The organism is Asaia bogorensis NBRC 16594 (assembly GCF_001547995.1).
Classification (GTDB): domain Bacteria; phylum Pseudomonadota; class Alphaproteobacteria; order Acetobacterales; family Acetobacteraceae; genus Asaia; species Asaia bogorensis.
This window is the reverse complement of sequence record NZ_AP014690.1, coordinates 46,494-66,319: the sequence shown is the minus strand read 5'-3', so window position 1 is coordinate 66,319 and position 19,826 is coordinate 46,494. Positions and strand designations below refer to the sequence as shown.

At 59.4% G+C, this 19,826-nt stretch carries 23 protein-coding genes and 2 pseudogenes; 8 read left to right on the top strand and 17 right to left on the bottom strand.

The genetic code is table 11. From position 1 onward, the window contains the following. Positions 1-88: 88 nt before the first annotated feature. From Asbog_RS14315 to Asbog_RS00265, 9 genes and pseudogenes are all read right to left on the bottom strand, one after another. Positions 89-373: a hypothetical protein gene (locus tag Asbog_RS14315; protein ID WP_146926408.1), complete on the bottom strand. Its 285-nt coding sequence runs from the start codon at positions 371-373 to the stop codon at positions 89-91. Positions 374-493: 120 nt separating this feature from the next. Then, a complete protein-coding gene (locus Asbog_RS00305; protein ID WP_062163667.1) occupies positions 494-919 on the bottom strand; it encodes a hypothetical protein in 426 nt (141 codons plus the stop codon). Further along, the gene (locus tag Asbog_RS00300) at positions 919-1,242 is read right to left on the bottom strand and encodes a hypothetical protein (RefSeq protein ID WP_062163666.1); all 324 of its coding nucleotides are present in this window, start codon (positions 1,240-1,242) and stop codon (positions 919-921) included. The genes Asbog_RS00305 and Asbog_RS00300 overlap by 1 nt, the downstream gene beginning before the upstream one ends. After that, entirely contained in the window at positions 1,239-1,898 is a 660-nt protein-coding gene (locus tag Asbog_RS00295; protein WP_062163665.1) for a hypothetical protein, read from the bottom strand. The genes Asbog_RS00300 and Asbog_RS00295 overlap by 4 nt, the downstream gene beginning before the upstream one ends. A gap of 12 nt (positions 1,899-1,910) precedes the next feature. After that, on the bottom strand, positions 1,911-3,116 hold the full coding sequence (locus tag Asbog_RS00290) for a phage major capsid protein (RefSeq protein ID WP_062163664.1): 1,206 nt from the start codon (positions 3,114-3,116) through the stop codon (positions 1,911-1,913). A gap of 75 nt (positions 3,117-3,191) precedes the next feature. Next, entirely contained in the window at positions 3,192-3,821 is a 630-nt protein-coding gene (locus tag Asbog_RS00285; protein WP_062163663.1) for an HK97 family phage prohead protease, read from the bottom strand. Continuing rightward, a pseudogene (locus Asbog_RS14115) lies at positions 3,814-5,034 on the bottom strand (phage portal protein). The gene Asbog_RS00285 and the pseudogene Asbog_RS14115 overlap by 8 nt, the downstream one beginning before the upstream one ends. Positions 5,035-5,135: 101 nt before the next feature. After that, on the bottom strand, positions 5,136-6,836 hold the full coding sequence (locus tag Asbog_RS00270) for a terminase large subunit (protein WP_062163660.1): 1,701 nt from the start codon (positions 6,834-6,836) through the stop codon (positions 5,136-5,138). A gap of 2 nt (positions 6,837-6,838) precedes the next feature. Next, entirely contained in the window at positions 6,839-7,189 is a 351-nt protein-coding gene (locus Asbog_RS00265; protein WP_062163659.1) for a hypothetical protein, read from the bottom strand. Positions 7,190-7,520: 331 nt separating this feature from the next. On the opposite strand from Asbog_RS00265, the gene proP reads away from it, so the two are divergent. Both proP and Asbog_RS00255 read left to right on the top strand, forming a co-directional pair. Beyond that, positions 7,521-8,975, top strand: coding sequence for a glycine betaine/L-proline transporter ProP (proP, locus tag Asbog_RS00260; protein ID WP_062163658.1), 1,455 nt, complete (start codon positions 7,521-7,523; stop codon positions 8,973-8,975). 55 nt (positions 8,976-9,030) lie between these two features. Continuing rightward, positions 9,031-10,254: an AI-2E family transporter gene (locus Asbog_RS00255; protein WP_062163657.1), complete on the top strand. Its 1,224-nt coding sequence runs from the start codon at positions 9,031-9,033 to the stop codon at positions 10,252-10,254. A gap of 8 nt (positions 10,255-10,262) precedes the next feature. Here the strand turns inward: Asbog_RS00255 and Asbog_RS00250 are convergent, their stop codons facing one another. The 8 genes from Asbog_RS00250 to Asbog_RS00215 all read right to left on the bottom strand — a co-directional run bounded on the left by Asbog_RS00250 (position 10,263) and on the right by Asbog_RS00215 (position 15,197). Next, complete coding sequence (locus Asbog_RS00250) at positions 10,263-10,583, bottom strand: HNH endonuclease signature motif containing protein (RefSeq protein WP_062163656.1); 321 nt, start codon at positions 10,581-10,583, stop codon at positions 10,263-10,265. A 74-nt stretch (positions 10,584-10,657) separates the two neighbouring features. After that, entirely contained in the window at positions 10,658-11,134 is a 477-nt protein-coding gene (locus Asbog_RS00245; protein WP_062163655.1) for a DUF6362 family protein, read from the bottom strand. After that, the gene (locus tag Asbog_RS00240; protein ID WP_062163654.1) at positions 11,131-12,111 is read right to left on the bottom strand and encodes a hypothetical protein; all 981 of its coding nucleotides are present in this window, start codon (positions 12,109-12,111) and stop codon (positions 11,131-11,133) included. Before Asbog_RS00240 ends, Asbog_RS00245 begins: the two co-directional genes overlap by 4 nt. A gap of 1 nt (position 12,112) precedes the next feature. Beyond that, complete coding sequence (locus Asbog_RS00235; RefSeq protein WP_062163653.1) at positions 12,113-12,421, bottom strand: hypothetical protein; 309 nt, start codon at positions 12,419-12,421, stop codon at positions 12,113-12,115. Further along, complete coding sequence (locus Asbog_RS00230) at positions 12,418-13,950, bottom strand: replicative DNA helicase (RefSeq protein ID WP_062163652.1); 1,533 nt, start codon at positions 13,948-13,950, stop codon at positions 12,418-12,420. Before Asbog_RS00230 ends, Asbog_RS00235 begins: the two co-directional genes overlap by 4 nt. Next, positions 13,943-14,137, bottom strand: coding sequence for a hypothetical protein (locus tag Asbog_RS00225; protein WP_062163651.1), 195 nt, complete (start codon positions 14,135-14,137; stop codon positions 13,943-13,945). The genes Asbog_RS00230 and Asbog_RS00225 overlap by 8 nt, the downstream gene beginning before the upstream one ends. Beyond that, positions 14,137-14,730, bottom strand: a complete 594-nt coding sequence (locus Asbog_RS00220) for an LIM domain-containing protein (RefSeq protein ID WP_062163650.1) — start codon at positions 14,728-14,730, stop codon at positions 14,137-14,139. The genes Asbog_RS00225 and Asbog_RS00220 overlap by 1 nt, the downstream gene beginning before the upstream one ends. Then, complete coding sequence (locus tag Asbog_RS00215) at positions 14,727-15,197, bottom strand: hypothetical protein (RefSeq protein WP_062165596.1); 471 nt, start codon at positions 15,195-15,197, stop codon at positions 14,727-14,729. Before Asbog_RS00215 ends, Asbog_RS00220 begins: the two co-directional genes overlap by 4 nt. Positions 15,198-15,438: 241 nt before the next feature. Between Asbog_RS00215 and Asbog_RS00210 the strand changes: the two genes are divergently transcribed. The 6 genes and pseudogenes from Asbog_RS00210 (at position 15,439) to Asbog_RS14105 (ending at position 19,749) form a co-directional block, all read left to right on the top strand. Next, positions 15,439-15,963, top strand: a complete 525-nt coding sequence (locus Asbog_RS00210; protein WP_146926405.1) for a helix-turn-helix domain-containing protein — start codon at positions 15,439-15,441, stop codon at positions 15,961-15,963. Between the two features lie 85 nt (positions 15,964-16,048). Further along, positions 16,049-16,354, top strand: a complete 306-nt coding sequence (locus Asbog_RS00205) for a hypothetical protein (RefSeq protein ID WP_062163648.1) — start codon at positions 16,049-16,051, stop codon at positions 16,352-16,354. Next, on the top strand, positions 16,351-16,527 hold the full coding sequence (locus tag Asbog_RS14440; RefSeq protein WP_171840632.1) for a hypothetical protein: 177 nt from the start codon (positions 16,351-16,353) through the stop codon (positions 16,525-16,527). The genes Asbog_RS00205 and Asbog_RS14440 overlap by 4 nt, the downstream gene beginning before the upstream one ends. Beyond that, a pseudogene (locus Asbog_RS14765) lies at positions 16,524-16,670 on the top strand (helix-turn-helix domain-containing protein); the annotation flags it as partial. The gene Asbog_RS14440 and the pseudogene Asbog_RS14765, both read left to right, overlap by 4 nt. 29 nt (positions 16,671-16,699) lie before the next feature. After that, positions 16,700-17,695: a tyrosine-type recombinase/integrase gene (locus Asbog_RS00200; RefSeq protein WP_062163647.1), complete on the top strand. Its 996-nt coding sequence runs from the start codon at positions 16,700-16,702 to the stop codon at positions 17,693-17,695. Positions 17,696-18,039: 344 nt separating this feature from the next. Further along, a complete protein-coding gene (locus Asbog_RS14105; protein WP_083510621.1) occupies positions 18,040-19,749 on the top strand; it encodes a retron Ec67 family RNA-directed DNA polymerase/endonuclease in 1,710 nt (569 codons plus the stop codon). Positions 19,750-19,826: the final 77 nt, after the last annotated feature.

Below are 19,826 nucleotides of genomic sequence, written 5' to 3'. Positions count from 1 at the left end.
TCGCTGTGCTGCGCGCATTAAAAAAGCCGCCCAAGTAAGGCGGCTTTTCTTCGTCGGCCGACGAAATTATTATAGCTAGGCGAGTTCGTCAGCAGGTCAAAATCTTATGCGTAATGCAGTAAAATACCGATCCTCTCTCACCCAAAGATGCCAAAGCATCGCTGCAATAGCTGCAACTCTGCACAGGAGCCGGCCTTTCATAGGCGACAGCCTCAAGCTTAGCGCCATCGATTCTGTCGGGAACTATATTTCCGGATAAATTAGAAAACTGTGAATTAACCGAAACAAACTCGGTTGTTGCAGGGCTGACCAAATGACTTTGAGGATGGATTGAAGCGGCATAGGCGACAGCTGCAAGCACTGCGATATTCATCGTTGAGTCCTCTTTCAATTAGGCCGAGTTTGGGCAACGCATACCCGAGAGCTATCATATCGTTATTATAACGATAATGCTACGAAAGATTGCTGGTTTAATTTTTTTTGTGAATCCACCTCAGAGCAAGTAAACCTGATAGCGATATCGGATCATCAGACTCATGCTGATCCAGTTTCCCGTTGCATCGGGATCGGGCGGATAGAGACTTTGGCCGTCGTAAAATAGCCCGTCAGGCCAAGGGGCATCCTCGCGCATTTGCGCGCGAAACATGGTGCTCATCGTCTTGCACAGGGTCAGCGCGTCAGGTGTCGAGATTCTGCTCACACGCATGGTCAGATGCAGCGCGATCTCGCCTTCTTCTTCCATGGCACTCTCGCCCAGACCGAGCCTGTCGGATCGACTGGTCTGTGTTTCCATGCGCCAGTGGATATCGGGCCGCTCCTCCGCGGGCTGCATCAGTACGTCGACCAGCGGCAAAGACTGCTGGTCCGCCACCCGTGAGGCGCGGGCATAGGCATCGTTCCAGACGGTATCGGACAGCATTAGGAACCTCCCGAGGCGATCAGGGTCCAGCCGCACAGCGTACCCCGATCGTAAACCGGGCTGGCGTCGGTCAGGGTGTAGGTTTTTGGCCCATCGCGCAGGGTGTCTCGCAGGCGGGGCCTATAACCACTGCGCGAGGTTTCATCGGCGGTGATCTGGGCGATGAACGGTGCCTTACCAGCCCCTTCGGCGAGCTGCGCGGCCTGAGGTGGCAGGGCGTAACCCAGAACAGTCAGGCTCTCACTCAGATCGGCCCGGCTCAGCACCATGCAACGTCCGGCACGCAGGATTTGCCGCCTGCGTCGGCTGACGCCCACGCTCATGACAGACCCGCCTGCGCATAGCGGGCAAGGATGGACGCCGCATCGGGGGGCAGACCGCCAAGGCTTGCATCGGGCGTGGCCCAGCTGCTTGCGCCCACGCCTTGCTCGCTCTCGGAGCGCAGGAGCGGGTCGCCGCGCTGGGCGGTGAAGAACAGGGCCCGGGCGGTCGAGAGCGTGGCAGCACGGATATCGGCGGGGACAGTCGGGGCCAGAGGCTCGCCCTGGTCGTCTTTCATGCCCGGCACAATCCAGCCGCCCCGATAGGTCACGCGGTAGCAACCGGGCCACCACCATGCACCCTGCAGGTGGGAAGGATAGAGCAGGCCGGACCAGGCCGCGCACTCCCAGCCCTCAGGGCTGGGGTCGAGGGTAAAACCATCCTGCGTGACAGTGACGATCTCGACCACAGGCGAGGCCGTGAGAGCGAGCGAAAGGCGGCGCTCGCCATCCCCGACGCGCAGGGTCTGGCGATACAGACCCGCCAGAACCGGACGACCCAGCGTGGCCTGCACGAGGGCTGTGGCCTGGGCCAGATACTCGTTCAGGGCCGGGTCATTGTTCTGCCCGCCCGGCTCGCCCGCCAGCTGATCGCGCAGGGCATCGAGCGAGACCAGGGGGAGGTTCTTGTCTGGCGCTTCGAGAATGGTGAGCGTCATGGTGCCCCCCGATCAGGATTTCTTTGCAGCGGTCGCATCGGGCGGCAGGGTGCCGGTGATGAAGGATTGCTGACGATAAACGACGAGGCCGGTGCGTTCCTCGATGCGAACGGTAACCATGTTCTTCTCGAAATCGTCGCCCACAGTGGCTACCTCGACCGCCACGGACTGCCGGTCGAAAATCTGCGCACCGGTGGCAAAGGCACCCACCAGAAAATCGCCCTGTCGGATCGTGTTGCTGACGACAACCGGCAGACCCCACAGGGACCGCGTCGCGACAGACTGCGGATCCCCGAGGACATAGCGGCCGATGCCGTCCTTGACGGATGTGATACGAAACCAGTCGATCTCATGCAGGACAATGCCAGTCGCCGGGTAGAGCGCGAGCGATGCCTGCAACATGGCCATTCGGATCGTATCGAGAGCAGCATCCGGGACCGTAAGGCCGGCAGGCGCCGCAAAAGCTGTCGCCTGCTTCATGAGACCGAGGACATTCGCCCCGGTCCCGTCACCGTACATGAACTGGTATTCCTCGACCTGCTCAAGCCCTGCGACGCCCTGCGCATTGATGATCGAGACGAGCTCGGGGGCATCGTCGAGTGCCTGTTTCGAGGCCTTGAACAGATGAGCGATGACCGCGACATTTGCCCGGCTAAGCTCGAAACTAACATCCGAATACGGCTTGGCCGCACCTTCGGCGACCGGTGCAGCCTTATTGATGAAGCTTTTCTGCCGGACGAATTCGATAATGGGTGACGAGGTCGCTCCGGAGGGGATGAGGCTGCGCAAGGTGGGTTGCGGCAGGCGGATCATATCGATACCCGGCAGGCGCATTGCGGGGATGAGAGATGTTCCGGCAGACGTCGTGGCGCCCATGGTGGCGGGCCCTGTCGTCAGCGCCTTTCGTTCCATCTCGGTCCTGACCCGTCCCTGGAATGAGGATTTGAGGTTGCGTGCCGCATCGCTGGCCATGAACTCTTCGCCCAGGCTTAGAGACTTGCTCTCGGCGGTGTCGCTACGGCGAGCTGCTTTCTGTTCCAGATCGCCCAGGCGGGCGGAAAGCCCGTTCATTTCAGCCAGGGCCTTGTCGGCGCTGGCTTTGGTTTCTTCCGTCACCTTGCCGAGGTTGCGCAGTTCCGTGGTTGAGGCTTCGGCAAAACGCTTGACCTCATCGGTGGCGGCCTTGAGGTCGCGGGCGGCCTGTTCGTAATCGGACATGGGGTTTTCCTCATGAAAAAGGGCGCTCGAAGCGCCCTGTTCTGTGTTCAGTATGAGAGAGATGAGAGGGGGCGATCAGCCCGACCGGCAGACCCTGCGTGGGTCAGGCAGGCTGAAGCCCGAGCGAAGAGCCTCGATCAGTTCCCGTTCGGCCGTGCGTAATTCGGGTGACTGTTCCGGCGGCAGTGAAGCCACCGGATAAAACCGCCTGCGCATTTCAGTCACGCGGGCGAGGGCATTGGACGGGTCATCCACCAGGCTGACCTCGTGCAGGTTTGCGGCCCTGATCTGACGGCGCGGGCCGCCCGGATCGGTGCCGGGAGTTGCGCCGTTCTTGCGCACGGAAAAGCCGATGGAGAGGCCACCGAGCGCGCCGTCTTTCACCAGGCCGTAAAGCCTGCGCCCGTAATCGGTATCCATGCCGGACAGACGCCCGCGCAGATGCAGCCCGTGCGCATCTTCGCTGGCATCCTCCCACACACCCACCGGCAGGCCATCACCGCCAAGGATGCCGTGCATGACGTGCATCGGGATGCTGCGCCCCTGCGCCTTGCGCTCGGCCAGGGTCTCGGCAAAGGCACCGGGCAGGACGATATCGCCATGCGCGTCCTGATGGCCGAACACGCTGCCATAGCCCTCGAAACTGCCTTCTTTCGCGTCGGGCGCAAACTTCCACTCGAAGGCAGCGGCCAGATAGTCATTCATTGTCGTCTCCCGTGATGCCGGATTGCGTGCCGGGCGGTCGGTTGCTGGCAGGCGGATCTTGCCCGCTTGTGGCGGTCAGGTTGCGGGGCTTGCCGATATCGGTGAGCGGGATCATCTGCGCCTGCACCATGAGCACATCGCCGCCCGGCATGGGGGGCAGGTTGTCATTGGCGCGGGCCTCGTTGACGGTCATCCAGCCCGAGCGCAGCGCGGTCTGCATGTAGCCCGCCCGCGCCGTGCTATCGCCGCGCAACAGCGCATCGACATTGAACCGGGCGAAATACCGGTCACGCTCGGCAGGCGAGAGCAGGCAGCGCGAAACGGCCTGTTCGATGCGTTGCAGCCAGGGCATGAGACCATATTGCAGGAACCAGAGATTCATTTGTTCCAGCCCGGTGCCCCAGGCCGTGGATTTTTCCATCGCCCCGATCATGACCGGCTGCACCCCGAACCACCGGCAAAGCGTGGCGACGCCCAGCTAACGGGTTTGCAGGAGTTGCAGATCCTCGGCCCTGAGTCCGATGCTTTCGACCTTCCACCCGCCCTCGAGCAGGGGCGTCTTGCCCGCGTTGATCGCGCCCGAGTAATCGGCGAGGATTGCCTTTGCCTGTTCCTTTTGCGCTGCGCTCAGATAGGTCGGAGCGGAAATATAGGTCTGCGAGAGCAGGCCGTTGCGGAACATGCGCCCGGCCGTTTCCTCGGCGGCGAGCGCGGCCCCGATGGATTGCCGTCCCGCCGTGATCGGCGAAATGCCCATGAGCCCGTCAAAACAGAAGCCCTTGATGTGGAAGATGTCGCCCTCATCGAGCACGAGTGTCTTGCCCTGATAGCTGTAGCGATAGACCACCGCCCCGGTGCTGGGATCGCGCTGCACCGTCATCCGGTCAGGGCGCAGCGGATTGAGCGCCAGGATCTGTCCGTCACCGCGCCGCATGATCTGGGCGAAGCCATTGCCCCAGGCGAGGCAGCACGCGGCCATGCACGACCAGAACTCGATGGGCGTCATATCGGCATTCGGCGCGCGGGCCAGCACCCGGTAAAGCGGGTGATCGCGGGCCAGGGACGATTGCCCGTCACCCTGCTGTTCGTGCAGCTTGAGCGGCATCGAGCCGATGGTTTCGGACAGGGGCCGGATACAGGCCCAGACCGTATCGAGTTGCAGCGCGGTATCGACCGAGACACGCTGGCCGGAAATGCTTGGCCCGCCCGCCATGAAAGCGCCGAGGCGCAGATCGGTGAGGGGTACGCCCGTAACGGACTGGAAAGCCGCGCTTGCGGCCTTGTAGGCCATGCCGCGCAGTCTCGTGGCGATGCTCATACGGCAATGATCCCGGTTGAAAGAAAATCATCCATTCGGCCGCCACCGGGCGGCTCGGGGTTGCGGCTCATCAGCGTCACCGCATTGAGCAGCGCCATCAGCGGGTCGATCTTGAGATAGCCCGCCGCCTGTTTGGTGATGATGATGGCATTGCCCCTGGGCTCCACCTTCGCGTTCGAGACGGCCCAGGCCATGATCGGCCTTGCCCCGTGGCAGAGCGTGCCATCTGCCAGCTTGCGCTCGGCGGTCTTGATGGCGCCCGAGAGCGTCCAGCCCTGAGAGATGCCCACCACACGCTCATGGGCGATGCCGATCTGGGCCAGCGCATCGACAATGGCGCCCACGCCCATCGGGTCGAGCCCGACGATCGCGAGCTTGTTGCTATGGTCGATCGTGCCGAGGACCGCCACCAGCTGCTCGATATCGGTGCCGGGCTCGGCGGTGATGACCAGATCGCCCTGTGTCTCGAAGTCGCGCAGCTGGCTGGCCTCACGCTTGCGAAGCGCCAGCACGCCCTCGAACACCCAGCTTTTCTGCCAGTGCAGCCATTGGCCCGTGATGGTATCGCGCCCGAGAACTGCCAGCGAAAGCAGATCGTCGAGGCCGCCGCCGTCGATGCCCGCCACGATCACCTCGCAGCGTTCGATCAGGGCCTCGAGGGTCAGCGTGTCATCGCCTGCGCCCTGCCAGTAATCGGCCCCCACCCAGCGATCGGAGCGCAGGGCAAGGCCGATCTCGACATTGAGATGCTGCGACGCCCAGCTGGCCAGCTCGCCCACGCCTTTCTCGCGGGCGTCCTCATACTCGCGCTTCAGGCGGTCCAGCGTGATCGACCGGCCGAGATTGGGCAGCACCATCGGCCAGTACGCGGGATCTTCCCAGGGCGCGGCCTCGCCGGGCAGTTTGGAGGGCTGCTGGATATCGGGCGGCAATTCGTACAGGACCGGCAGAACCGGCTGGAAGCGTTTGCCGTCGCGTATCTCGCGGGCACGGATCAGATCCTGCGCAAACACGCCCCGAGGCGGCCCGTCGCTCTGGGTGGTGATGATGGCGAGGAACGCCTCGGGCTGCGAGATCATGCCGCCGCGTATCTGGCGCATGACGCTGCCCGCATCGTTGCGCATGGCGATGACGTGCTGCTCGTCCACCAGCACGCCTGCAGGCTTTACGCCGGTCATGACGTCCGGACTGAAGGCCTTGACCTGCAGGGTCGCGCCTGTCGCATGAAACCTGAGGCGCTTGAGATGCTGCTGCACCTGAAAGCAGCGCATCAGCGTGCGGTCGTTCTGCACCATGCCGAGCGCCTGGCTGAAGGCGAGATCGGCGATTTCCTTGGTGGGTGCGACGATCAGAAACTCGGCGTTGGGGCGTTCATTCACGATCACGGCCGTCAGCATCAGCCCTGCGCCGTTCGTGGTCTTGCTGTTCTTTTTCGGTACCAGAAGAAACAGCTCCTGGATGGCACGCACACCTGTGTCGGGGTCGAGCGCGCCGAACAGGGCCGAGACGATTTCGCGGAACCAGTCGCCGCAGGCTTGCGCCATGGCAGGCGTGCCGGGCACATCAGGGATGCGCAGCCGATCGAAGCAGCGCACGGCCCGCGCCGCGAGATCGGGATTGACGGGCTTCAGATCCGGCAGGAGGGACCGGCCGGCACGCACACGCGCCTCCCAGTCCTTCCGGCTCAGATCCAGCATGGTCAGTTCCTTCTGTTGATCGGGGGCAGATCGTCGCCCCAGCCGCTATCGAGGCCGGGCAAGGCGGGTTGATCATCGCGCGGGGCTGCGAGGCGGGCATGAGCGTAGGGGAGCGCGGCTTTGGCGGCGTCGGCGCGGATGGCGGCGGCCAGGCCGCGATTGCGGTAGATATGCGTGAGGAAGGCCAGCGGCGAACAGGATGCCAGATCCTGCGGGTTCATGCCGCTCAGGGCATCGAGGCCGGGCGCAAGTGCGGAGGGATCGACCACGAGCGGGCCGTTCCAGTCCACCTGCTTCTTGTTCCGGCTGCCCTTTTTGCGTCCGGCGCCAGGACGTGCGCCACCGTGAGCCATTTCTGCTCCCTTTCCTTGATAACTTGATTTCCTTGATAGACCGGAAAATCTGCCGCTGAGCCTTGCGCGGTTGCGGGGGTAGGATCCGGCCGGACTTTTGACCCGCCCCCTCGGGGTTAGCGGGGCGAGGTTTCGCGGGTGCGGATGGCCCGGACGCGGGCCGTCTTGGAGCCGCCGAAAGTGTCTGCCCACCAGTCGGGACAGATTACATTTTCGACATCTTAAGGGGTTCCTGATATTGTAACTGCATGATTTCCTTGATGTCAGTGAATGCGGGGTTCGTACCCTGCAGCAAAAACCGCTCCCTCAAACCAGGGAGGGAGCCTGCTCAATGACGAAAGATCCAAGTTCTCATCCACATCTCGGATGGTTCAAACACAGGCGCCAGCTCAACCATCAGGATATCACCGTAGTCGACTCTGACATGCTCAGGCGTGCCGTCGGTGCCGCGGCATTGGGTAATGCCATGGAGTGGTTCGATTTCGGGGTCTACGGCTATATCGCCGTGACATTGGGCAAGATCTTTTTCCCAGACACCGACGCCTCGATAAGCCTGATTGCCACGCTCGCCACGTTCTCGATCGCCTTCCTCATACGGCCTATCGGTGGAGTCATTTTCGGTCCGCTCGGTGATAAATACGGTCGGCAGCGAGTGCTGGCCGCCACGATGATTGCCATGGCGCTTGGGACTTTTGCGATCGGTTTGATTCCCTCCTACGCCACTATCGGTATTTGGGCCCCGATAGCCCTGCTTGCAGCGCGCCTCGTTCAGGGCTTTTCGACCGGTGGAGAATACGGAGGCGCCGCAACGTTCATCGCCGAATACTCGACCGATCGTCGTAGAGGCTTGATGGGAAGCTGGCTCGAGTTCGGTACGCTTGCAGGATATGTCGCCGGCGCTGGTCTCGTGACGCTGTTGCAGGTGAGTCTGAGCGAAGAGACGATGCTCGCGTGGGGATGGCGTATTCCTTTTCTTCTCGCGGCACCTCTGGGGCTTTTGGGCCTGTACGCCCGCACAAGACTGGAAGAGACACCCTCATTCAAAGCGTATGCGCTCGAAGCTGAAAAGCGCGAGAATGCCCGTCCGGGCTGGCGCCACCTGTTTGCCATGCACTGGCGGCAACTGGCGAAGTGCGTGGGCCTCGTTCTCGTTTTTAATGTCACTGATTATATGCTGCTCGCCTACATCCCGAGCTATATGACCGTTTCTCTTGGCTACGCAGAGAGCAAGGGCCTGATCCTCATCATCGTCGTGATGATCCTCATGATGCCGATCAATATTATTGGCGGTTTCCTGAGCGATAGCATCGGGCGCCGACCAATGATCCTGGGCGCGTCAGCTGCCTTACTGCTTCTTGCAATCCCTTGTTTCCATCTCATTCAGAGTCACTCCGATAGCTTGATCTTTCTGGGATTGATGCTGCTCGGCATTGCCCTGGCCGGGTTCACGAGCTCCATGCCATCTACACTGCCAGCATTGTTCTACACCCCGATTCGCTATACGGCCCTCTCGGTAGCATTCAACTTGTCCGTTTCTCTCTTCGGCGGGACGACACCGCTTCTGATGGCCTGGCTGGTAAAGAAGACAACATATCTGGACATGCCCGCCTGGTACCTGATGGGCGCAGCATTCATCGGCATCGTTACAATGCTGACCGTTCGTGAAACGGCAGGAATGCCTTTGCGAGGCTCACCGCCAGCGGTAGGCAGTACGGAAGAGGCTAAAGACCTGTTGCAAAGCGGGGTGGCGGTTACGGTCGATCCTGTCCCTCCCGCGGCCACTTAACATTGCGCTCCCGACTCCGACCGCACACCAACCGATAAAAGGAACACATGGTCAGATGGCCTCTCGTCTCATTTCTGAACGTCATCCCTGGGTAAAGTATCTCGCACTCATCAGCATGGGCGTTGCGATCTATGCCGGGGCAATCTGGATCTCGTTCTCGCTTATTGTCGCTTTGGCATGGGGCGCAGTCATCGCCATTGCTGTACGGCCGATACAGCGCAAACTCGGACAGTTTATCGGTGCGAAGATGGCGGCCATCAGCCTTATCGGACTGACCTGCGTGCTCTTCACGATCATGGCTGGCATAGCGGGTTATGGCGCGGTGACCGAAATCGGATCGCTTTCGGAAAAAGCCCACCATCTCATCGCTCCTCACCCGACATCGGCCCCAGCAAACGGTCCTGACGCAGCCGCGCAAGATCGTGCCGCATCGCCGCAGAACGACGAGAGTGCGGGGAAGCCCGAGCCGACAGATCATAATGGGGAAGAAGCAGGCTCTGGCGACAGTGCGACGCCAGCCCTGCCGCCTGCCGTCTCAACCCGGATCGACAAGGTCAAAAGCGTGCTTCCAGCAAGCCTCGCAAACAAAATCGACCCGCAACAGATCATGAAGATGGCCAAGGCCCAGGCCAAGTCGGTCTCCAAGATCGCGGGGCTCGCGGCTTTCAAGATCCTCAAAAGTATCCCGCATCTCCTGGAAGCCTTTTTCATTGCCATGCTGACCGCAGCATGCTGCCTTCTTTCCTACGGACGTGTCACTTCATCTCTTCGCAGGGTCAGTATCGAGCTCACCCAGCGTGACGACATTCTTCTGCACATCGTTCGCAGCATTCGTGGTGCCGTCAACGGACTGGTTCTCGTTGGTATCGGCGAGGCGCTTGTCTGCTCGCCTTTGATCTTCATTGCAGATGCCAGCCATGCGGTCATCCTGACGATCCTTCTAGCCATTGCTGCGTCGATCCCCTTCTGCGGCTATCCGGCGGCAATTCTCGTCGGCGGCATCGTTGCGGCTTCAGGGTCGATGAACATGGGCATTGCCGTTGCAGGCTGGGGACTCTTCGTTCTGTTCTGCGGTGAGCATTTTGCCCGTCCGAAGTTTATCTCCGACGAGACCCGCCTGCCGTTCCTGCACACGATGATTGCCATCCTGGGGGGCCTGCACATGCTCGGCCTTGTAGGCCTCTTCATCGGTCCAGCCATTGTGGCTGCCGCTCACATGCTGTGGTGCGAGCTCGATGGTTCTCGCCGAGGCCAGGAGAGCTCAAAACAAAAGGCCTGACTCGCATCCTAAACGGTTTCACGCCAACGGATCGCCCGAACGCGGGCGGTCTTGGTGCTGTGGCAGGAGCCGCAGAGCAGCCGGACATTGCCCGGATCGAGCAGCGCGCCGCCGTCTTTCAGTTCATGGATATGATCGCCAAAGATCCGGCAGCCGGTACGGCCGCAGGCCTCGCAGCGGCGGCCACGTTGGGCCAGAAGGCGGGACATCAGGCCACGCCATTCGGGCGAGAGATAGATGGTTTTTGCCTGCTTCGGCAGCGCCGTTGCAATACCGGTTTTGACGCTACGAACTGCTGGCAGGACGCACTGCAATCCGCGGACCGCCATGGATCGTCACTCCAGAAATCAGGCACAAAAAAAGACGCCTGCCCGAATGGGTAAGCGTCTCGCGATCTTGGGTCTCAAATATCTGCAAATTGGGGAATGTGGGTAGTAGAAAATGCAGACGGCTTGATTTTTTTTGCGATGACTACACAGGCGCGCTGGTGCCACGCCTGTGCAGTCTTGTGATCAACGCCGAGTTTAGGCCCGATCTTCCGCCATTCCCACTTATGCCGCCCCGAGATCCGGTGAACGATCAGGCGCATATTGACCACTGTTCGCAGCTTGCGATCCTCGACCAGCGGTATCCAGGTGAGCACATTATCCAGTCGGTCGATCTGATCGGCGGTCGGCCTGGGCAGGAACTCATCGCTCTCACGATCCCAGCCAAGATCTTCCAGATCGCGCAGATAGTCCGGCCATGTGCTTCTCGCACCGGCTGGGCGCAGACCAGCGGCGGGAAGGGCCGCAAGCGTGAGGGCCGCTTCGTCAAGCCATTCGCCCACCTGCTCCGGCAGGCTGCGCTCGGGATCGAAACGCAAGGGCATCTTGCTCATGCGGCCACCCTTACGCGCTCGAGGTACTCGGCACGGTTCGGAATCGGCTCATTAACCGCACCCGCAACGCCCGACGCCACACGCTCGCGCCATGTATCCATGTCGCGTTTCCACGCGCGATCAGCCTCGATCTCGGCCTCGCTCAGTGGCGCGTCAGGCACATCGCGGTTTGCGATCGCAGTGCCGATCGCCTTGCCGAAATAGCCCAGATGGCTGATCGAAGCGCCTTTACTGCGCTGACGTTCTGCCACGCTTTCCACCACGCCCAGGATCAGGCGTTCGGTTTCCTCGGGGCTCAACCCGTCATGCAGGGCATCGGCCACCCATTGGCGGACGACGCGGTAATTGCCCATGTCGCGCGCCGGGTCGAACCCGGCCGCTTCGAACGCCATGGGGCCGATGCGCTGATAGGCCGTGTCGATTTGCGCGTCACTCACCTGCGTCCCAAGCTTAGCTTTATCTTCAGAGCTTATATTACAAGCTAAGCCAAGCTTATCGCGCGCGTAGGAGCCTTGGGTTTTGTGCTGGGTTTCGCAAGACACGGTTTTTCCTCCTGAGATCGGCATCATGGCGGTACGTTGGCGCGGGTCGTGCTGCGGCGATGGATTGACGTTTTTCGGCGGTCTTCCGCCCTTTTTGCCGTTCAGTCGCGAGGCAATGGCGCGTCGTGTCGGCTGGAGCGTCTCAGGCAGACCGACCAGCCCGCTTGCCGCGTCATAGGTTATCAGCCGGGTTCTGGCGTAGGTTTCCATGTAGGTTTCGAGCTGGGTTTCCGTCACATGAAACCGGAAGCGCGCAAGCGCCGCGAGATCGGGCGCACCGTCCTTACCGGCGTGCAGGATGCCGTCAGCACCATATTCCAGAATGGCCGAGATCAGACGCACCCATACGACGACAGCCTCAGCGGCCAACGTGAACAGGCGCAGGTCACTGGCGACCATGGCAAGCGCCCGTCTTTCGATCGAAGATTTGGACATCTCAATAGGCTTTCAGACGATACCCGTCCGCGACGGGCTCGATAATGTCTCGATTGACCAGATGCGACACGGCGCCGATCACCTCGGCCGGGTCTGCTGCCAGCAGGCGGGCCAGATCAGGCACGGTCAGCGCCTGGCCGCGTACAGGCGCACGCAGCTCGGTGACGACATCGGCGATATCGGCCAGATGCAGCCACATGCCGCGCGCGGCGAGCGGGAGAACCGACCAGCGCGGATCGGCCATGATGGCGCGGGCGTGGATACCGTAGCGGCGGCGCGAGACAGGGCGAGGCGAAGCGGGGCGCGTCATGCTGCACCGTCCCGACAAGCCCAGGCAGGGCTGCGCGGGTCTTCGGTCTCGTCGCGAAACCAGGTGCTGTCGTCATCGAAGCGCAGGCGCACCGACCCGGTCCCGCCATGGCGGTTCTTGCGGATCAAGATCTGCGCCTTGCCGACCGACTGCTGCAGGCGGAACTGGAATTCAGAGCAGCGATTGGCGAACTGCTCGGCCGTTTCCTTGTCGCGCCTCTGTAGCCCGTCACCACTGGCCTCTTTCCTGAGATAATAGTGGTCGCGATAAAGAAACGCGACGAGATCGGCGTCCTGCTCTAGCCCGCCGCTATCGCGCAGATCGGCCTCGGTCGGGCGCTTGTCCTCGCGCTTCTCTACCTCGCGGTTGAGCTGGGCCAGTGCGATGATGGGAATGCCGAGTTCCTTGGCGAGGGATTTGAGCCCGGCGCTGATCTCGGTCATTTCCTCATAGCGCCCGCGACGGCGCGCGGCATCGCTGCCATGCATGAGCCCGACATAATCGAGTACGATAAGGCCGAGCCCGCGCTTGCTGCGCCTCATCCGACGCGCACGCGACCGCAGCCCGGCTACGGTCAGGCCGGAACGAACATCCAGTTCAAGCGGCACGGCCTCGGCAGCTTTCTCGCCCGCCTGAAGATCCTGCCATTGCCATCCATCGAGCGGGACACGCAGTCCCGTCTCAATATCTTCAGGAATATCGTATCGCCGCCCGGCAAAGACCGAGAGCGTGGAAAGTCCCGCATAAGCCGCACCGGCACGTGCGCCGATCTGACGCGCCGCCATCTCACCGGACCAGAACAACACGCGCTCACCGAGCGCTGCAACGCGCATGGCCACGCCCAGGGCAAAAGCGGTCTTGCCCATGGCCGGGCGGGCGCCGATCACATACAGCCCCTCGCCCAGTAGGCCGCCTGTCATCCGGTCCATGGCGGGATAGCCCCATGACAGCCCGGCCAGTGCCGAGCCGCGCAGCAGGTTCTCCTGCCCGCAGGCAATCGCCTCGCGGATCGCCTCGGAGATCGTCACATTCGGCAGGCTCTCGCGCATGTTCTGGGCGATTTCGAGCAATCCGGCTTCCATCTGCTCGACGAGATCCTCGCCCGTCTGGCCACCAGGGGTCAGGCAAAGCCGGGAAACATCGATGCAATGATTACGCAGCTGGCGGCGCGTCCAGGCATCGAAGATGGCACGCCCATAATCGCCGGCATTGAGAATGCCAACCGTGGCCATCATGATCTGGCCAAGATATTCCGCCACGTCACGCCCCATGAGCACTTCGGAATCGCTGATCTCGTTGCGGATCAGGATCACATTAGGCTCGACACCCGCCATGTGCATGCGGAGCGCGGCAGCGTAAATCACGCCATTGAGCGGCTCGTAGAAATGCTCGGGACGCAGATATTCCTCGACCATGGGCAGCGCGCGGCGACCGTTGGTCAGGATGGCGCCCAGTAGCGCCGCCTCGGCCTGCATGTTTTCGGGCTCATTGACCGAGGCCAGATGCCCGAGCGGTTGAACGTCACCCATGACGTATCTCCATGATCTGTCGGCTTTGGGGGCGTGGTGCGGTCAGCCCCAGCGCCTTAAGCATGCCGCGCGTGGTGCGCTCGGAAATGCCAAGGCGCATGGCAATGAGCCGTGCCGGGAAGCCCCTGCGGTGATAGCCTTGCACGGCAGGTGCAAGACGGGTGCGATCGAGCGCAGGACGAGCCATCAGCCTTGCCCCCTATGCGTTTCGCACCGGCGGATGAATGGCGAGTTCACCGAAAAGTCTGCGCCGCAATAGAGGCACTTGCGATGCCACACGCCCGACACCTGTGCCGTGCTGGCCGAGGGTTTGACCGGCGGCACATCGCTTTCAGCCAAGCCACGATCGGCCCCTAAACAAGCGAGTACGGCACGCACATGACGCAACGGGATTTCATTCCAGAACTTCACGCTGTCAGGCGCGACCTTGAGCGCCTCACCCAGAACTCTCTTGCCGCCACGCCGGGCGCGTATCCTGCGCACGATATCGCGTGCCTGGCGGCATTCGGCGGATGTCACGACAGGTGACATCGCCCTGATTGCCCGCTCCAGCCTGCCGCTTTCATAGGCTCGCAGGAAAGGACGCACATGGTTCGACGGCACTTGATGCCATTTGACCACCGTGCCAGGCTGGCGACCGATCAGCCCGGCGAGGGCGACCCGTGCAATACGGGTTCGGCACAGTCTGTTGAAAATGGCGTTGGCCTGAGCCTGCTCGCCCGAACTGGCCGATTTGCCGCGCAAGCCGAGGCTACGGGCGGAGGCAAGAGCGCCGCTCATGACACACCCCGCAGCGCTGCGACGGGTTCTTCCATCGCCTTCTCAGTGGCGCGCAGATTATGCAGGGCATGCCCTACGGCACGATGCAGGCTTGAAAGCGTGGCCCGCATGGCCGTGACTTCATGCGTCTCGACAACACCATCCGCCAGCACGCGAAGCGTCGTGGCGATGGTTTCATTGAAGCTGTGCGATACCTTCTCGATATCAATAGCGAGATCGCCCTCACCCACCTTGAGCGGGGTGAGGATATACCCCTCAGCCAGCGCCATGGCGGCCAGAACGATCGGCTCCTGCGCGCAGCGATCCATCTCGATGGCAACATCGACCGGCACAACCGATTGCGAATGGCGGTTCTGGTAGTCTGAAAGCTGCGACCGCCCTACGCGGACGAAACTCGCCGCCGCATCGACACCGCCCACAGCGCGAATGACAGCCTGCGTGGCCGTCTTGATTGCGTGCGTGGTCATGGCTGGGCCCTCGATCCGATGGAGCCCGGTGGGGAGTGAGGCGATCTTGCCCGGACACCCTTCGGATGACGGCGCGACATGCAGCCAATAGCCTGCAGAGCATGATGGATTCTCATGCTGCATTCCTTTGTGCGACAGAATTGAAGAGATCAGGCCGAAGTGTTTCGGGGGGAACGCCCACTTCACGCGACACGGCGTGAAGGTGTCGTTTCGGCACTCTTTCCCATTGCGAAACTGCCGCATGAGAAATTTTGCAGGCCGCTGCCATTTGCTTAACAGCGCCTTTGCGACTGAGAATGTCCGAAAGGATAGGATCACGCATATCAATACATTACCGGCGGTAAGTATGGTAAGCAAGACAATTAAGGTGGGCCCTCGTCAGGAATCTGCCATCAAATTGGATATGAGCAGTGCGAAATCCAGGAAGAATCCCCCGACACCAGCCGCAATAGCGATGGGACTCAGAATAAGAACACAACGCGAACATTTGGGCTTTACCCAAGCTCAACTTGGCGGCATGATCGGCGTTACGGAAAACGCGATCGCCCAATACGAGACTGGGCGTTCTTCGCCTAGGAGGGAGCGCGTTCCAGCGCTTTTAGAAGCTTTGGGCAGATCGATTGGCTGGCTTTTGACCGGAGACGAGCCCGAAGCAGAAGTGAAAGCTCAGACCGAAAAGGAGCGTGAGATTCTTATACAGGCTCGCGACCTCCCTCCAGAACAGCAAGATATCCTCCTTAAGATGATCTCCGCCCTTAAAAATTAATCTTACCGCCGGTAAGAAAATTCTTGCCTACTATAATTACCGCCGGTAATAGCTTCGTCGTTCGTCCACGATGGAGCGCAAGTCGATGTCAGCATCGCCGGTTCAAACCGTTTTTCTCCCCGACAGACCAACCACACCACCGCTCACCGGGCGCGATACCATCAAGGCCAAGCGGGCCATGGCATCCTATATGAATAGCCTGGCCGAACAGGCAGGCTTTGCCGGGCGCACCGCAGCCGAACGCCTGTGGCGAAACGCTGCGGCCGACAAGCGCCACGAGGCCGAGCAGATGGAACGTGCCGCCCAAGGGCGCAGCATCATTCCTGACGCCCCTAATGCCAATCCTGTTCTAGCCCTACTGGCCCGTCACGGGCGTCTGGGACGGTCATGACCAAAATGCTCTGGAGCGCGATCGCGCGAAATCCGATCACAGCATGCCTGATCCTGTTTCTCCTGCATCAGACCGTGAGTTCTGCCCGTATCTGGCTGCGCTGCCGCGATCTTGAGACGCAACTTCGGACGCTCGATGCCCTGAAGACTTCCGACTTTGAGGAGGACTCATGACCCACATACGCAAGACGGCGGCAGAGGTGGCGAACGAGCTGCGCGTGTCGCCGCGCCTCATCCAGAAGCTTTGCGCCACGGGCGCTCTACGCGCCGCCAAGATCGGTTCTGTCTGGCGCATAACGACGTCAGCGATTGACGACTATCTCGATCAGGAGGCCAGCAGGCCGTCGTGTCCAGCAATCTCTACCAGGCCGCAAACGGCACCTATTACGCTCGGATCCAGATCAAAGGGCGCGACATCCGCCGATCGCTACGCACGACTGATCGGCGTACAGCCCGGCAGCGGCTCAAAGAGCTGCTCGAAAAGGCGGAAGATCAACGCGCCGGCTTAAAGCCTCCTGAGGTCAGGAACTGGGAAGACGCCGTGGTGCGGTGGGAGGAGCTGCAATTTGCCGATCTGCGCCCCAGCACCCAAACGAGATACCGCACGAGCCTGCGGCAGCTCCACCCCTATTTCGCGGGGCGGGATATCAGCCTGATTACCTCCCGCGACGTGCATGAGTTCGTTGCGGCCAGACGACGCACCAAGACCTCCGGTGCCACCATACGCCGCGACCTGATGGTGATGGGCCGCATCATGCGCGTGGCGCGTCGCGCCGGCTGGATTACCGCCAATCCGGTGCCGGACGAAATGGAAGAGATCAAGGAGCGCCGCGAACCCATCAGGCCCGTGGCCTTACGCGACCTCGCACGCCTGACGCGTCGCGCTCCACCCGGCATGCGCGACATGATTCGCTTTCTGGCCCGGACCGGCTGCCGGCAAGAAGAGGCCGCCTCGCTTTCATGGGAGCAGCTGGACCTCAACGCCCCCTGCCCCACCGTGACCTTCGCCAGAACGAAGACGAGATCGCCCCGCGTGGTCAGACTCTCGCCCAGGCAGGCCAGAGAGCTGCAACGCAGCCGCCCGGAAAACGCGAGCGGCTACGTCTTCCGCAACCCGTCAGGACAGCGCTACACCAACGTCCCAGGCCGCTTCCGCGTGCTTTTAGCCAGCGCCATACCGGACAAAGCCCGCCACTTCCGCTGCCACGACCTGAGACACACCTACGCCATCCGTGCCCTGCAACAAGGCGCCTCGATCTATGATGTATCCCAGCAACTCGGTCACAGCTCGGTCAAAACCACCGAAATCTATGCGGCTTGGTTGTCACGGCGGATACGGTGAAGGGTGTCGCCGGCCTCAGGATCCATCTCAACATGGGTTTCGTCTACCGGGCAGGGGTTGAGGCGATCCAAGACCGGACTGCTTATATGCAATCCGGAAGCCTATCATCGGTTCGGCAATAACTCGCAAGCCAGCGACCTTAAAAAAGTATTGAGTTCATAGGATTGCAATCTTAGATGGTTTGCGCCATCTCTATATACAGGATCGTGAACAGATTTTTCCGCTGAGTTTCTCGGTGGTTGAGAAGTACGCAGGCGCCGCTTGCTTGTAGTATACCCAACAGGAATACGATATCTTAATGTCGAAATGACTCCGTTATCGCAAAAGAGTGTTCACGATCCGATATGCTAGACGATTTGAAAGCCTGTAGAAATCGCTCAGATTTAGCTCACCTCCTAGGAGTTAAACCGAGCAGTCTAGCTTATACACTATTCAAAATTCCGGATGTATCCAAATATAGCAAGTTCTGCATTAGCAAGAAAAGGGGTGGTACACGCCAGATAATGGCTCCTTGCGTACGCCTGAAGAATCTACAGACTCGACTACTCGCGATCTTATATCAATGCGAAGATGATATCGAAAAAGCGTCTGGAATTCACCGATCTTTACATTTGGGATTCAGGCGCGAAGTCAATATATACGACAACGCTAGACTACATAGGAAAAGAAGATACGTCTTTAACATAGATATTGAGAAGTTTTTTGATAATTATAACTTTGGAAGAGTACGATCCTTTTTCATAAAAGATCACGATTTCTCACTTCATCCAGATGTTGCCACCACTATTGCGCAGATAGCCTGCTTCAACAATGTACTGCCTCAGGGCAGTCCAACGTCGCCACATATAGCAAACCTTCTTTCCCAATTTTTCGACAATCGCATGTCTAGGTTCTTAGGCCACAGGAGGTGCGCGTATAGCCGATATGCCGATGACATCACCATATCGACCAACCTAAAAGAGTTCCCCTCAGATATCGCGTCAGTTACAACAACGGTGCCTCAGGGGTGGGTTATTGCTCCCGAATTGCTCTCTATTCTGACGCGCTCCGGGCTACCACCAAATTTGGCCAAAACCCGCATGAGCCTACGCTCGAGCAGGCAAATGGTTACTGGGCTAGTCGTCAATAAGCACCCCAGCGTTCCGAGAGAATACTACCTCCAAACACGAGCAATGTGCGATTACCTATTTAAAGGAAAAATACCACACATACCGGATATTACGTCCGACTATGGGGAAAATTGCCCGTCGAGTCTCGGTCATAAAAAAAAGAAACCTGATTACATGAGAGTAATAGAGGGAAGGTTATCCTACATTAGCTATATTAGAAAAAGATCTGCAAAATTTTCTACAGAATATAAGAACGATAAAAATTCTCAATTCAATAACCTATTCATAGATTTCTTGATATTTAAAAATTTTTATATGAACGAAAAGCCCATTATCCTTACGGAAGGGCCTTCTGACATACTCTATATAAAATCTGCCATCAGATCTTCGACCTTATCTCTACCTCACCTTAAACGAATCAACTCTGGAAAACTGGAAATAATACCTCGATTTTTCCGATTTCACTCAGCATCATCTAAAACACTTGGATTAACTGGCGGGACCGGGAATTTGAAAAACTTCCTTAACCTGTACAAGAAAAGATCTAGTAAATTTAGAGTCTCTCCTAATGAAAATAAGATAATAATAGTCGTCGACAATGATAGTGGAGGAAAAGATACTATCTGTGCGATAAACAGCCTATACAAAAAGAATATACAGATCTCCGACCCCACAATAATACATAAGATTACAGAAAAATTAACACTTGTGAAAACTCCTCATGTAGGGATAAAAAAGGAAACTACAATTGAGGACTTACTACCCGATGATGTAAAATCAGTAACCATAAATGGAAAGACTTTTTCAGCAGAAAAAATATTGGATGAAACAAAGAATTTCGGGAAAATCAAGTTAGCAAGTTACGTGCATGACAATGCCAGTGTGATCGACTTTACCGCGTTCAATGACTTTCTGTCAGAATTGGATTCTGGATTTACTACATGACAATTGTCATTGTATAAAGATACGAATTTGGCGAGTACGAAGTGTAGGGTATGCGTGTCTGATCGTATATTTCGCGT